Source organism: Microcoleus sp. MOSTC5 (genome assembly GCF_036701825.1).
GTDB lineage: Bacteria > Cyanobacteriota > Cyanobacteriia > Cyanobacteriales > Microcoleaceae > Microcoleus > Microcoleus asticus.
The window spans coordinates 1-16,707 of record NZ_JAUBRK010000058.1 but is presented as its reverse complement, the minus strand read 5'-3'; the positions used below and the strand labels follow the sequence as shown (position 1 = coordinate 16,707).

Below are 16,707 nucleotides of genomic sequence, written 5' to 3'. Positions count from 1 at the left end.
TAAAAACTCCCTGGTTCAAGAATTACAATCGACTCTATGCGACTGTGTTTTTTCTCTAACTAGGTCAACGCAATTAGAGGGAAAATTTTAACGGTTTTTAGATGCTCGGTTTCAGGAGGAAACTAAGCTGCTTCGTGTTGTGTTTTTTGGGCGATCGCCCCGGTCAGCCGATTTTAGATTTTAAATTTTAGATTTACTCCACAGATGAATCGGGGAGCTTGAACAAGGGTCTAAAATTTTGGCCGGCTCACGACTCGTGTCGTTCACAAGTATCCGTTTTTGGGCGGGTCAGCCGATCGCGCGATCGAAACCCACCCTTTGTTGCCATTCGATTCCGCTACCAATACAATTCGAGCGCTATCCCCGCACAAATGTGCGCTCAGCGCCAAAAAAGCGGTGGGAACTATCTTTGATATTCACATTTTTACCAGTTATTTTATGATAGCTTACTTAAACTCATCACAGCCATTTCTTTACTTTTTGCAATCAAATAAATTTTCTCCACAGCTCTTGCTATTTACCGAAAAAGTGATACTCTTGAAATAGAGGGGATCAAAAAGCCTGCTAGAGACAGCCTCAGAAAAAATTAGATATTTTTCGCAACAAAACTACGTTTTAAAAATTGACAGTGAATTGAAACTGCTTTGACAGTAAATTGTTTGCTGTCTAGGTATCTAATTGAGCGGAAGTTGAGAGGAAAAAAGCAATGCTGGACAAATTAGCAATTCAACAAAAACCCGTTTTTATTCCGAAAGAAAAAGCCTTAGTATTGTGGTTTGATGAAGTCGGCATCGCCGACATCTCATTAGTAGGCGGGAAAAATGCTTCTTTGGGCGAAATGATTCAACAATTAACCCCCAAAGGAGTCAGAGTTCCCAACGGATTTGCAACAACAGCACACGCTTACCGCTACTTCATCGAGTCGGCGGGTTTAGAAGCTAAATTGCGCGAAATTTTTGCCGATTTAGACGTAGAAGATCTGCAAAACCTGCGACAAAAAGGCAAGCAAGCGCGGGCACTGATTCTCGACACGCCGTTTCCGCGAGAATTGCAAGCTGCGATTGCGGATGCTTACGAGAAATTGTGCGATCGCTACGGCGACAGTACCGACGTAGCAGTACGTTCCTCCGCCACCGCCGAAGACTTACCAGACGCTAGTTTCGCGGGACAGCAAGAAACCTACCTCAACGTCCAAGCTTGCGCTGGCGTCCTCGAATGCTGTCACAAATGCTTCGCCTCCATATTCACCGACAGAGCGATTTCCTACCGCCAACAGCGGGGTTTCGACCACTTTGAAGTCGCCTTATCTGTCGGCGTACAAAAAATGGTGCGATCGGACTTAGCATCCTCCGGCGTCATGTTCAGCATCGACACCGAAACCGGATTCAAAAACGCCGTATTAGTCACCGCCGCCTACGGATTAGGCGAAAACGTCGTCCAAGGCGCCGTCAACCCCGACGAATACTTCGTCTTTAAACCAACATTAAAACAAGGTTTTCGGCCGATTTTAGACAAACGCCTCGGCAGCAAAACACTCAAAATGGTGTACGATATCGGCGGTTCTAAATACACAAAAAACGTATCTGTGATAGCAGCAGAAAAAAATAAATTTGCCATACAAGATGATGAAATTCTGCAACTAGCAGAGTGGGCTGTAGTCATAGAAGAACACTACTCCCAAGTGCGCGGGACTTATACCCCGATGGACATTGAGTGGGCAAAAGACGGCAATACGGGCGAATTGTTTATCGTCCAAGCGCGACCCGAAACAGTACAATCTCAAAAGTCGGCTAAAGTTTTGCGCAACTACAAATTGCAAGGTTCCAGTGCAATTTTGGCAAAAGGACGCGCCGTTGGCGAATCAATCGGACAAGGCAAAGCCCGCGTGATTTTAGATGTTCACAGAATCGCTGAATTTCAATCAGGAGAAGTTCTTGTCACCAACAAAACAGACCCGGATTGGGAACCGATCATGAAAAAAGCAAGTGCGATCGTCACCAATTCCGGCGGCCGCACTTGTCACGCCGCGATCATCGCCCGAGAAATGGGGATTCCCGCCATTGTCGGCACCGGCGACGCCACCCAAATCTTAAAAAACCATCAAGAAATCACTGTTTCTTGTTCGGAAGGAGACGAAGGCAAAGTTTATGCCGGTTTGCTTCCTTTTGAAATTCAAGAAACTGCGATCGAGAATTTGCCCCGCACCCGCACTCAAATTTTAATGAATGTCGGAAATCCAGAAGAAGCCTTTGGTTTATCAGCAATTCCTTGCGACGGCGTAGGCTTGGCGCGGCTGGAATTTATCATTGCCAATCACATTAAAGCACACCCGCTGGCACTGATTCACTTTGACGAATTGGCAGATGAATCAGTCAAGGAAGAAATTGCCGAACTGACAGCACTTTACCAACACAAACCCGATTTCTTCACCGACAAACTCGCCCACGGAATTGCCACAATTGCTGCCGCATTTTATCCCAACCCAGTCATCGTGCGGATGAGCGATTTCAAGAGCAACGAATACGCTAATCTTTTGGGAGGGCGGCAGTTTGAACCCAAGGAAGAAAACCCGATGATCGGGTGGCGCGGCGCCTCTCGCTATTACGACCCGAATTACCGCGAAGCTTACGCTTTGGAATGCAAAGCATTGAAGCGAGTTCGCGACGAAATGGGCTTGACAAATGTGATTCCGATGATTCCATTTTGTCGCACCCCGGAGGAAGGTCGAAAAGTGTTGGCAGAGATGGCAAAACACGGTTTAGTCAAGGGCGAAAACGGCTTGCAAGTCTATGTGATGTGCGAATTGCCGAGCAATGTCATATTTGCTGACGAATTCGCGCAAGTTTTTGACGGATTCTCGATCGGCTCTAACGATTTAACTCAGCTAACATTAGGATTAGACCGGGATTCTGCTTTAGTCGCGCACATCTTTGACGAACGGAATGAAGCTGTCAAGCGAATGGTAGAAATTGCCATTAAAGCGGCGAAGAAGTACGGCCGCAAGATTGGGATTTGCGGTCAGGCGCCCAGCGATTATCCTGAGTTTGCTCGATTCTTGGTTGAGTTGGGAATTGATTCGATTAGTTTGAATCCAGATTCGGTTTTAAAGACTTTGTTGGATGTTGCTAAGGTGGAAGGTGCGGGTTCGTTGATGGATTTAGCGGGGGATGTTGCTAAAGTTTAACAGTTTTGGTTTTTGAGAGAAACCGAGTTTCTCAAACAATAGCTGCGCCCTTTTCTGGTTTGGTTGTTTTTGAACTCGACCCGGTTTCTCATCTCTAGTCCTGTCCAATAACCGATCTCGCGTTTGTAGTGATGAATCCCAGTCCTCTGATTTTTATGAGGACTTGCATTCGTCACTACAAACCTATTTTATTGCGGTAATTGACCGGACATAATATCACACCATACCTGGGCTTCTGGCTTTGTTGAGTGCTGGCGATGCGCTTTACGAAAAAAGTGGCGCCAACAGCGATCGCCCTCCTCACCCGCCAGCAAACGGTTAACGCTTAACGGTTAACGGCATAATAGTTGGAAATTTGGTCGGGAACTTTTCTAATTTAAAACCGTCGTTTCGGAGATAATTTTCTGTTGCCGATCGCCTAAATTAAAACAAATATTCTCCACATAAGCTCTGAAAAAGTGCTAACTGCTCTCCTGATAATTTTCATAGGTTTAGTTCCGTCGCTGGTGTCTTTGTGGGTGATGCGCTCTGCCGAAACCCAAGCCCGCGATAGAATTGCAGCGGCTAGGCTGGCGGTAGCGAATAGACCCCTGCGATCTCAACTAGCAATTGCCGATCGCACTTACATAGAAGGTCTCGGTTATCCGATCGGCGATATCACTTGCGAGTATAACGCCCGCTCTAATTACATTCGCTGCGCTGTCAATCCTTCTGGGCCATGTCAAGACTGTCGGTACTACCAATCCAGAGCTCTTGACGTTCGCGGTGAAAAGATATAGCTTGTATGGGGGGTTGTATGTAGGCACATTTGCTGATATAATAATCAGTGAGTTAATATGTACTTACGTGTCAGGATTATTTTTGGAGCTTGTTTTGGACGACCCGCGCCCAAAGTCAGCAATTAAAACCTAATCGAGCAGTATTGCTGGGTTACAGTTGCCATAACTGGCGGATTGCAATCGGTGTTTTTCTAGTTGAGGACTTACGATCGGAAACCAGGCTTAGACCATAAACTTTGGTTGGGCGACGAGAAATTTAGAAATAAATTGGGTTTCAAGTCTCTTAGGCGTAACTCCTGCAGTTAAGAAAATTAGCGAACAAAAATCCCAAGTAGCTGACGGGCAAATTTCCAAGCCAGTTTCTCCAAAACATCATGAAAAATTCTGCACGAACGATTGTCCCGAGCATTTACTTTAAACAGAAATCCGCTCGAAAACTCGCTTGTTGACAGTTTGAGAAGTTAGTTGTGGGCGGCACTAATCTGTTTTTGCGATCGCAGCGAAACAGTCTCAAACCAGGATTGCTATTTCCAGACTGCAAGTCATGAATTTTTAAGACGCCTCGTCGATACAGGGTATGCCAATTTCAATTGAATCTCATATGTTCCACCATTCTCGCTTAACAGGATTTCCGACCTGTTCCACAAAAAGTGTATTTTCTTGTGGAGTGGGCAGGAGAAGCCGCCCATAGAAAGGTTATTGAGAATGGTACAAGATCTCAGTTGAATGACACTTCGGGCACGGCCGGCATAATTATGTCACGGCTATAACACCCTAATTAATGTCTAGTTGCTATTGTCCACAGGGTCTGCGCACCAAAACCAAAGAAAGCGACTTTTTTACCGGGAGCAAGGGCTGCACGAAGTCTTTTCGTCCCTCAAACCCCTTTATGCGTCCAGAAATAGTGAAAATTCTCTGCAAATAAAGTGCATTAGACGATCTACAGAAAACCTCATCAAGTAAATTTTTGAGAACTCCTGTTATTATCTACTGCGCGATGTAAGAGATCTGCGTGTAACAGATACACTCGCTAACAGAAAAGAAAGTCGAAGGCAAAATCTCACCCCATAGATAGATTATTGGGATTTAAACTCTAAATCCTCAATGTTTCTATCGGCGATATTTGCCATGCTATCAACTATCAAGGTAGCACTGCTTTGTGTTGAGTTAAATTCGCTTGTTGCTCTTTCTCTAAGTCAAGCAACAGAGCCTCTTAGTCTGCAATTCAACCTTTTCAATACGTGATAATTATCATCTTGAACTGGGTAATTTATCTACAATCATTGAGACAACTTGACAATGCAAAGCATCTGCAAAAAATCACTTTTCCTAAGCCCAAACATATGTGATTCCACCGCAATGATTGCGGACAAAAACTCCCGAAAAACAGCAGTTTACACTCACAAAAAAACAATAAAAAAAGTAAAAACAGAAGATTGTTTCCTGTCCCATAAACTAGATAGCGGCGCGGGAATTCGGCATCCCCACAGAGAATTTTTACGAGCAACCGAGTCGGTGAGCGCCCTGAGTGTAAAAAATGTATTGTTCATCGATGCCAGAGTAGAGAACAGCGGCAGCTTGGCAAGAGGAGCAACAGCCGATACAGAGGTATTTGTACTGGACTCGACGCTGGATGGAGTCGAGCAAATTACTAGAATTCTGGCTAATTGCAGCGATTTAGACAGCCTTCAGATAGTTTCTCACGGTCGAGAAGCCCGAGTGCAACTTGGATCGATCGAACTGTGCAGCGACAACTTAGAAACCTACAGCCATTTGTTACAGCAGTGGGGACAAGCCCTCAGCGAGAGAGGAGATATCTTGTTACTCGGGTGCAGCGTCGCAGCGGGGGAAAGCGGCGAGGCCTTCGTGCGGCGGCTGAGCTTGATGGTCGGTGCAGATATTGCAGCTTCCGACAACTTGACGGGGAGTGCGGCACTCGGCGGCGACTGGCAATTAAAGTTTGCGACAGGGGAAATAAAGGCGAGTATCGCCATTGAAAAAGAAGTGCTCGAAGCCTACCCTTACACCCTCGGCACATTAGTTAACGAAACTTTCAAAAACTCCACAGTTAGGGGGCCTTGGATTTACGGGGGAAACGACGGGGCGCTGTTCGATCCCAGCAGCGGGGTTCCAGCAGCCGATCAACTTATCCCCGGTATTACCGGAGGCACTGTATCCGGCGTACTTCCGGCTTTGGGCGGTTCGAGTCCCGGCGATGGGGCTCTGCTATTAACTCCAGCAGTAAACCTTCGGGAAGCCTTTGTCATCTACAACAACCCCATTCCTTCAACCGACGGTCTCAGAGTCCAGTTTGATTTTTATTCTTACGGTTCAAGCGAGCAAGCTAATGCTCCGCAACCATTTATTAGCCCTCAGCCAGGGGACGGGCTGGGTTTCTTCTTGATTGATGGGACTGTTAGCCCAACAAGGACTGGGGGTTATGGCGGTTCTGTCGCTTACGCTCCCCGAACGGGTATACCCGGTATTGAGGGAGGTTATTTAGGCATTGGGCTTGACGAGTTTGGCAATTTTTCAACATCCACCGAAGGGCGCTCTGGCCCTGAGCCACCTCCGATTCCCGGCTCCTCTATTGGTTCTTTCAGACCTGATTCAGTAACTGTTAGAGGAAATCAAGCAAACGGTTATCAGTTTTTAACAAATGCGATCGTTCCCTTCGGCATCGATAACATTCCTACGAGCATTGACTTTAGCGGCCCTGAGCCGGGCAAGAATTTTAATTTCAGCAATACGTTCACGAGCGATCGCGATTTAGCCAAAAGATCCGTTCAAATTACGCTCAATCCATCTAACGATCCGGTGCATCCCTCTCGCCTCACCGTTGCCTTCGATGAAAATTTCGACGACATTTACGAAACTACATTGATCGACATCCCCAACTTGGCAGCCGAAAACGGCGCAGTACCGCCAATTTTCAAATTTGGTTTTGGCAGTTCCACAGGAAGCGCCAACAACATTCACCAACTTCAAAACCTGGTAGTTGAAACTATCAATCCTCCCAGTATCGCGGCTGAGGTTGCCACTATCAAGACCGGCCCGCAGTTCGTCAAGTCCGAAGGCAGCATTACCTACACGATTACTACTGTAAACAAGGGGCCAGCGCCCGCTACAAATGTCCTGATTCAAGACGAAATACCTTTAGAACTGCTGCTTCCGGGCGGATTGCCGCCCGTTCTCAGTGCCTCCAACAACGGCACTTACGTGAACCAAACCAAGGCTGTCACCTGGCCGTTAATTCCCGTTCTCAATGCCGGCGAGACTCTGACTTACACCCTGACAATTAATCTGCCGCCCGGTTTAACCAGCGGTAGCAGTTTTGCCAACGTTGCATTCAGCACTAGCTCGACTTTCGACCCCGACCTCAGCAACAACAGCGGTGTAGTCGCGCCAGGGCAAATCGAGGGGCCTGGTGTAGTCTCTACCACAGTTGTCGATACAGTCGCGGATTTAGTTACTACCAAAAGTGGCCCTGTGACTACCTCGGCCGGGTCAAGCGTCGCCTACACATTGACTACGACTAACAAAGGGCCAGACCCCGCTGCCGATGTGACCATCACTGACAGCATTATTCCGGGTTTAACAGGAGTCAGCCTATCGGACGGCGGCACTTACGACCCAGTGACAGGGGTTGTCACATTCCCAGCACTGACGGTGCTGGCAAATGCGGCTACTGCGACTCACACCGTCAGTTTCATCGCCCCAGCCACCCGTACCGCCATCAGCAACACGGCCCGGAGCAGCTCGGCGACTTTCGATCCGATCGCCACTAACAACAACGGCTCCCTAACCAACAAAGACGGCACTCTTACTAACTCTACGGTTACGACAAGTATTGCGCCCAACGCCGACCTCGCAACCACGAAAACGGGATCTACGAGTGCTACGGCCGGTAGCTCGGTCAGCTATACGATCGCCACAGTCAACTTAGGCCCGAGCCCTGCAGAAGCTGTAACCATCACTGACAGCATAGTTCCCGGCTTAACCGGAGTCACGGCATCTAACGGCGGCGTGTACGACCCAGTGACCGGCATTGTCACCTTCGGGCCCGTCGCGATCGCCAACGCGGAGACAGTCGCCCGGACGATCGGCTTCACAGTACCGCCCACCCTAACTTCCATCAGCAACACGGCAAGAAGTACCTCCATCACGCCGGACTCCTCTGCGGCCAACAACAACGGTACCAACCCCAACGCCACCGTCACTACCTCGATCGATCCTGTGGCCGATGTTGTCACCCAAAAAACCGCTCCGGCCAGCATCAAGGCGGGCGACACGCTCCTTTATACAATCACTACTACCAACAACGGGCCGAGTCCCGCCGCCAACGTAGTGATCACCGACAGCCTGATTCCCGGCTTAACGGGAGTCACCGTGTCCGACGGCGGAACCTACAATCCAGACACAGGGGCGATCGATTTCCCAGCGATCGGGACTTTAGCTAGTGGCACCAACCAGATCCGCACCATCAGCTTTGTACCCCCGCCTACCCTGACGAGCATCACCAATATTGTATTGAGTCGATCGTCCACTTTTGACCCGGATTTGACGAATAACAACGGCTCGACAGTCGCAGCGCCCGGTCAGGCGGGGGGTCAAGTTATTACCTCGATCGATCCTGTGGCCGACCTGGTTACCTCCAAGACTGGTCTCACATCTGCTCCTGCCGGCAGTTCTGTGACTTATACTATAACTACCACCAACAATGGGCCGAGTGCTGCTGAAAACGTAGTGATTACAGACAGCATCATTCCCGGTTTAACGGGAGTCAGGGCATCCGATAACGGCACTTACGACCCAGTGACAGGGGTTGTCACCTTCCCAACATTTCCCAGCTTGACTAGCGGCAGCAACATCAACCGCGAAGTAACAGTAGTCGTTCCAGCGACGGGTACCATTAGCAATACTTCCCAGAGCAGATCGACCACTTTTGACCCCGAACTCAGCAATAACAACGGTTCCGAGTCCAGAGCCACTGTCACCACCGCCATTTTACTCGCGCAGCCAACACCCAACAAACTTCCATCAGCCGACAGCAGCAATGTGGCGATCGCGCCCAACAGCGTTGTCCAAATTAGCGGGCTCGGAGGCAGAGACTCAGACGGCACAGTGGTTACATTCACCATCAGCACCCTGCCACCGGCAAATCAAGGCATCCTGTTCTTGGGCGACCCCGCAACGGGGGGAGTCGCCGTCACGGCAGGTCAAACCCTGAGGGCCGAGCAAATGACGCAGTTATTCTTCCAGTCGGCCGGCAATTTCACAGGAGCTGATTTTACCTACAGCAGCAATGACAATCTCGGTGGCAGCAGTCCTGCCGCCACAGTTTCTCTGGTGTCGCTGGCGTTCAACTACCCGCCGGTATCCACAAACTTCAGCAAGACACTGGCGCCAAACAGCACCGTCAACCTCACAGGGCTGACGGCCAAAGACCCCGACGACTCGATCGAATTCTTCACCATCAACACCCTGCCGCCCGCAAATCAAGGCGTCCTGTTCTTGGGCGACCCCAGCCAGGGAATCCGGATCGCGGCAGGCCAAAGACTGAGCACGACTCAAATCAGCCAGTTATTCTTCCAAGCAACCAGCGAATTCGCAGCCGCCAACTTTACCTACAGCGCCACAGACAGCCGCGGCGCTACCAGTCCAGCCCCCGCAACAGCCTCCCTGCTAGCACTATTACCTCCCACCGACCAGCCACCCGTCGCCAACAACTCCAGCCTCGCTGTGTTGCTGGGAAGAACCGTGAACATCCCCGGACTCGGAGGCACCGACCCAGACGGGACGGTGGTTTCCTTTACCGTAAACACCTTGCCGCCAGCCAATGAAGGCACGCTGTTCTTGGGCGACCCCAACCAGGGAGTGCGGGTAACGACAGGTCAAACCCTTACAGCGGAGCAAATTACCCAGTTGTTCTTCCAGGCGTCCGGCAATTTCACAGGGGCCAACTTCACCTACAGCGCTACAGATAACCTCGGCGCCACCAGTGCGGCAGTCGCCACTGTCTCTCTCATTCCCCTTAAGGAACCGACGCCGATACCAGCCCCGATACCAACACCAGCCCCGATACCAACACCAACCCCGACGCCGATACCCGCGCCGATACCAACACCAGCCCCGATACCAACACCAACCCCAACGCCGATACCCGCGCCGATACCGACACCAGCCCCGACGCCGATACCAGCGCCGACGCCGATACCAGCGCCGACGCCCATACCAGCGCCGACGCCCATACCAGCGCCGACGCCGATACCCGCACCGACGCCGACACCAGCGCCGACGCCCATACCCGCACCGACGCCGACACCAGCCCCGATACCAACACCCGCGCCGACGCCGATACCCGCGCCGACGGCGACACCAGCCCCGACGCCCATACCAGCGCCGACGCCCATACCAGCCCCGGAACCGGAAGCAACTGCAACTCCAACACCAACTCCAACACCCGCGCCGGAACCAACACCCGCGCCGGAACCAACACCAACACCAACACCAACACCACCAACACCACCAACACCAACACCAACACCAGCGCCAGAAGCGACCCCGATATTCGGTCCAGTACCCGAACCAGATACCGGTTGCGCTTGCCAACCACTGCCCCAGCAGCCCAACTTCACATTTATCCCCCCCCAGCCTTCACAAACACTCAACTTCGATTCCAGCGCCGCACAACTCATCGACATCCAAAACACAATTCTCGGAACCGAGGGAAACGATTCCTTAACAGGAAACGAAACTAACCAACAGTTTCTCTCCCTCCGCGGTGACGACACAGTGTTAGGTGAAGCAGGCAGCGATATCGTTTACGGCGAACAACAGCGAGATTTCATAGCTGCAGGTCAGGGCAACGACATCGTTTACGGCGGCAAACAAACCGATGCCGTCTTTGGCGGCAAACAAGACGATCGCATTTTTGGCGATCGCAACGGAGACACATTGTACGGCGATCGCGGTGCCGACACCATCGTCGGTGACAACGGCAACAACATCGACTTGACCGACAACGACGGCGACCTGATTTTCGGCGGTTCTTCAGGCGATGCCATTGCTAGCAACCAAGGTTCCGACACTATTTACTCCGGCAAAGCTGGCGACATCGCCTACGGTGGTATCGACAACGACCTGATTTGGGGCGACAAAGGCGCGGACACCCTTTGGGGCGACCAAGGAGATGACTCTGTGTTTGGCGGCGTCCTCAACTCCCTAGACAGCGACCCAGACGGCTTCGATTTACTGTTTGGAGGCGATGGCAACGACTTACTCAACGGCCAAGACAATGACGACACCTTGATTGGCGGCAACGGCCGGGATTTGCTGTTTGGAGGCAAAGCCGGCGATCGCATTTTTGGCGAAACTGACTCGGATACTCTCTACGGCAATCAAGGTTCCGACACCATAATCGGCGACTACGGCACTCCAGGGGGCAGCACAGTTGCAACTGATGAAGCGGACTTAATTTTCGGCAACGACACGGGCGATATCATCGGCGGAAGTAGCGGTAACGACAGCATTTTTGCCGGCAAAGGTAACGACTTAGTTTACGGCGGCAAAGACAGCGACCGAATTTGGGGCGAACTCGGTTCCGACACCATTGTCGGGGATGAGGGAGACGATTGGCTTTACGGCGGTTTGCAAAACCAGTTAGTGTCCGATGTTGATGGCCGCGACTTGCTGTTTGGAGGAGATGGGAATGATTTTCTTAACGCAGGTGAGAGTTCCGACTCTTTGAGTGGGGGTGAGGGTAACGATATTGTTCGCGGTGGCAAGGATGACGACTTGGTGCACGGAGATGCTGGCAATGACTTGATGTACGGCGACTCCGGCAGCGATATTTTGTGCGGCGATCAGGGTAACGATACCATTAATGGCGATCGCGGGGAAAATCTGCGAGGCGCTGTGGGTGAAGACGGCCAGCAAGATTGCATCAACGGGGGCAGCGGCGATGACCTGTTATACGCCAATGAAGGTCAAGATACTCTCAACGGTGATGATGGTAATGACACCCTCAACGGAGGGAAAGATAGGGATATTCTCAATGGGGGTGCAGGGGATGACTGGCTGTTTGGCGATGGGGGAGATGATACTTTGATAGGAGGTATTGGCAGCGATCGTTTTGTGTTGAGTGCTAATAACGGTATCGATACTGTGCTCAATTTTGATGTAGGAACTGACAAGTTTGTCCTCGCCGAGGGCTTGAGTTTTGACTCGTTGCAAATTAACTCGACTGCCAATGGCTTTTTAGTGAAATTTGCTGGCACTGGGGAGGTTTTGGCTCAGGTTTTTGGGGCTAATAATTCTCTCACTTCTCTCGATTTTGTGGCTGGAGCGCGCTCAGGATAAAAGCGCATTTAATGCGCTGGCTTTTGCCACTATTCTACACGCTTGCTTTGCTAAATAAACCGCGTTAGGAGAATATTTTTTAATTAAATAACATCAAGCTCGTGACTTATTTTATGTTCGCTTATTCCACTCCTCTGAAACAGGTTTTAGTGAGTGATTTGTTTCTGAAAAAGCTCAACAAACGGAGTTGATAACTACAAAAGTTATAACGGTTATTTTACCTGGATAAATATTATGCGAGCTTGGGCTGATTGACTACCATAAAATTGGTTTGTTATCTGGACTCAAGTCCTAATAAAATTCTGAGTGTTCAAGCCGTTATTACTACAAATAACAACACTTGTCAACTGGTTTTTGCAAATAAATATTGCACTCCACGGCGTATTTTCGTACATCGCGCCACTTTTTTTGCATCAAACAATAATTTTTAGCCCAGTCTGACTTGGCTAAAAAAATGCCTAATTTCCGAGGTAAATGCCGCTAACTGCTACTTTGGGAAGATGCCGATCAAATAAAAATCGCAGTAAATGGAACTTGTTAACTATGCGAAGCCGAGAAATTAGCAATTAACAATTGCCGATTAGCAATTAACAATAATATCTGCCGCTGAAGGTTGACAATTAACAGGTCAAGGAGCTATCTAACTCATGAAGAAATTATGGTGCAACTACTCTTCCCAAATTCAAAAATTAAGTTGGGATCGCCGCGACAAAGACTGCATAAAAACTCCTGTGATTGGAGAGCCATTAGCGGGCGCTCCGGCGCTCGATATTTACTGTTTAACAAAAGCGAGTCTTCGCGTCAAAACCGAGCATAAAAAACATTTAGTTTGCATCGATCCGAGGGTAGAAAATTATCAGCATCTTGCCAGCGGAGTCAAACCGGGAACAGAGATAATTGTCCTCGATAAAACTCGGGACGGAGTAGAACAAATTACCGAGATTCTAGCTAAACGCAGCTTCATTGCCAGCCTTCAGATAGTGGCTCACGGCAATGAAGCTTCCGTGCAACTGGGGTCAACTTTACTAAAGGATGAAAACTTACTAAAGTACGATCGTGATTTGCAGCAGTGGCGAAAGGCTTTCAGCGAAAAAGCCGATATTTTATTATTAGCGTGCAGGGTTGGGGCTGGAAAATCAGGGATTGCTTTCGTGCGGAAGCTGAGAAAATTAACAGGCGCAAATATAGCCGCTTCCAACAATCTAATTGGTAGTGCAAAATTAGGTGGAAACTGGCAATTAAATGTTAAAGCAGGACGAGTAAAAACTGCAATAGCCTTTGAAACAAAAACGCAGGAAACTTACAGCGCTGTCCTCGTGACTTTAGTTGATGAAACTTTTCAAGACGCAAGTCTAATAGGGCCTTGGATATCTGGGGTCAGCGGCCCGTCAGACGCTCCAGCTTTAACAGCAGGAACCGGAACGGAGAGTTTTCCGGGTTTGAACATCGACCCGCTCGGCAGCGGGGCTTTGAGATTAACTTCAAGAAGATTTGACCAATCTACTTTTGCCATCTATAACAGTCAGGTACCAGTCAGCAGTGGCCTTAAAATTGTCTTCGATATATTTGCCTACAACGGCACTTCACGTCCTCCGATTCCAGCCAATTTGACAGGGGACGGCATAAGTTTCTTTTTAATTGACGGTACTGTGACGCCAACAAAAGCTGGAGGCTTTGGAGGTTCTCTCGGCTACGCCCAAAATACAGACGAAAATCAGTCCGGTTTACTCGGAGGTTATTTAGGAATTGGATTTGATGAATTTGGAAGTTTTTCAACTCAAAATGAAGGGCGTGCAGGCGGAATTCCGGGGGGGATTAGACCAGATTCGGTAACGCTTCGAGGTAGCGAAGCTACGCAATATCAGTTTTTAACTTCTAACTTTGTGCCGGGGGGAATAGATAATATTCCCAATCCCGTAATTCCGCCGATTAACACTATTACTAGCACTCGCGAACCAGCCAGAAGAAGAGTTCAAGTTATTTTGCAACCTCCCACTTCTGCAACGCCAAACCGTCTCACTGTTAACTTTGATCTCAACAATAATGGTTCGTTTACAGATGTGGGCGAGACTATTATCGACATTCCCAATTTAGAAAGCATAAACGGGCCAATCCCGCCAACATTCAAATTTGGTTTTGCTGGTTCAACGGGAGACGCAACCAATATTCACGACGTTCGCACTTTGTCTATCCAAACTATAGACGTGCCGCCTACTACAGTAGATGTTGCGACAACGAAAAAAGGCCCGCCCGCTGCGGCACCGGGCAGCACCATTACTTACACAATTACGACAGTAAATAATGGCCCGAACCCGGCCGAAAACGTGCTGGTTGAAGACCAACTGCCCCGAGGGGCAGTATTTGAAAGTGCCGACAGCGGCGGCACTTTCAATCCGACAACGAGACTGGTCACCTGGCCAACTATTCCGAATTTAGCTGTTGGGGCCAGCGAGACCCGCACCGTCACCGTTATCGCTCCAACGACTATCGGCCCTATTACAAACAGTGTATTCAGCAGCAGCAACACGATCGATCCCCTACCCGCCAACAACAGCGGCAGCAGCCCCCAAGCGCGAGTCACCACAACTATTACGAACGATATTGCCGATGTAGTGACGCTCAAAACCGGGCCCGTTACTGCGGCCGCGGGTTCGACAGTCACCTACACAATTACGGCGGCTAACAGTGGGCCGAGTGCCGCAACCAATGTGGCGATCGCCGACACCATTGTTCCTGGTTTAATAGGAGTCAGCCCATCGGACAACGGAACTTACAACGCAACTACAGGTATTGTGACTTGGCCGGCGATCGTATCCCTAGCCAGCGCAGCCACCGCCAACAGAACCGTCAGTTTCGCAGTTCCCGTCACCGGCGGCCCGATCGCCAACACTGCTAGCAGCACCTCAACTAGCGCAGACCCCAATCCTGACAACAACAACGGCAGCAGCCCTCAAGCGCGAGTTACCACTGCTATCACCCAGAGTGCCGATGTAGAGACGGTCAAAACCGGGCCCGCTACTGCGGCGGCAGGCTCGACAGTGACCTACACAATTACGGCCACTAACAGTGGGCCGAGTGCGGCAACCAATGTGGCGATCGCCGACACCATTGTTCGTGGTTTAATAGGAGTCAGCCCATCGGACGGCGGAACTTACAACCAAACTACAGGTATTGTGACTTGGCCGGCGATCGTATCCCTAGCCAGCGCAGCCACCGCCAACAGAACCGTCAGTTTCGCAGTTCCCGTCACCGGCGGTCCGATCGCCAACACAGCTAGCAGCACCTCAACTAGCGCAGACCCCAATCCTGCCAACAACAACGGCAGCAGCCCCCAAGCGCGAGTCACCACCACTATCACCGATAGCGCCGATGTAGTGACGCTCAAAACCGGGCCCGTTACTGCGGCCGCGGGATCGACAGTCACCTACACAATTACGGCGACGAACAGTGGGCCGAGTGCGGCTACCAACATCACCCTTACAGACAGCATCGTTCCCGGTTTAACAGGCGTTACAGCATCCAACGGCGGTATTTACGACCCAGCCACAGGCATTGTCAGCTTTCCGCCCATTGCCAGCTTAGCTGACGGCGTTACCGTCAGCCGGAGAGTCACTTTCCCAGTCCCGGCGACCGGCCCTGTCAGCAACACGGCAAGAGGTGCCTCAACCACGAATGACCCGAATCCCGGCAACAATAACGGCAGCGAGCCCGGCGCAACTGTTACTACCAGCATCGCCTCTGCCCCGACTCCGACTCCAACTCCCGCACCGACTCCGACTCCGACTCCCGCCAACCAACCGCCGATAGCTAGCAACGTCAACCTCGAAATCGCCCCCAGCAGCGCTGTGGCGATCGCAGGACTTGGAGGAAGCGACCCCGACGGCTCGATCGCCTCCTTCACCATCAACACCGTCCCACCAGCAAATGAAGGGCTGATATTTTTAGGCAATCCCGCTACTGGTGGCACGATTGTCACCGCCGGTCAAATTCTGACACCTGCTGACATTAACCAATTATTTTTCCAATCGACAGCCAACTTTACAACAGCAAATTTCACCTACAGCGCTACAGACAACCAGGGTGCCACCAGCCCCGCCAGCGCTACTGTATCGGCGCTGCTGCCGGTGCCAAACCAACCGCCCGTAGCTAACAACGTCAACCTTGAGATTGGTCCCAGCAGCGCTGTGGCGATCGCAGGACTCGGAGGAAGCGACCCCGACGGCTCGATCGCATCCTTCACCATCAACACCGTCCCACCAGCAAATGAAGGGCTGATATTTTTAGGCAATCCCGATACTGGCGGCCGGATTGTCACCGCCGGTCAAATTCTGACACCTGCTGACATTAACCAATTATTTTTCCAATCGACAGCCAACTTTACAA

General features: G+C 50.5%; 4 protein-coding genes. All 4 read left to right on the top strand.

Features of this window, described 5'->3' with window-relative positions:
• Positions 1-706 precede the first annotated feature (706 nt).
• On the top strand, positions 707-3,184 hold the full coding sequence (gene ppsA / locus QUA54_RS26185; protein ID WP_333417037.1) for a phosphoenolpyruvate synthase: 2,478 nt from the start codon (positions 707-709) through the stop codon (positions 3,182-3,184).
• 458 nt (positions 3,185-3,642) lie between these two features.
• Positions 3,643-3,963: a DUF6464 family protein gene (locus QUA54_RS26180; RefSeq protein WP_172191857.1), complete on the top strand. Its 321-nt coding sequence runs from the start codon at positions 3,643-3,645 to the stop codon at positions 3,961-3,963.
• Between the two features lie 1,359 nt (positions 3,964-5,322).
• Complete coding sequence (locus QUA54_RS26175) at positions 5,323-12,324, top strand: DUF4347 domain-containing protein (RefSeq protein WP_333417035.1); 7,002 nt, start codon at positions 5,323-5,325, stop codon at positions 12,322-12,324.
• A 647-nt stretch (positions 12,325-12,971) separates the two neighbouring features.
• Positions 12,972-16,707, top strand: a 3,736-nt coding sequence (locus QUA54_RS26170; protein WP_333417033.1) for a DUF4347 domain-containing protein, incomplete at its 3' end; no start/stop codon positions are given.

Excerpts from the sequence above, each read along its gene's own strand:
- ppsA (WP_333417037.1), top strand. The coding sequence starts at position 707 with ATGCTGGACAAATTAGCAATTCAACAAAAACCCGTTTTTATTCCGAAA.
- QUA54_RS26175 (WP_333417035.1), top strand. The coding sequence starts at position 5,323 with ATGATTGCGGACAAAAACTCCCGAAAAACAGCAGTTTACACTCACAAA.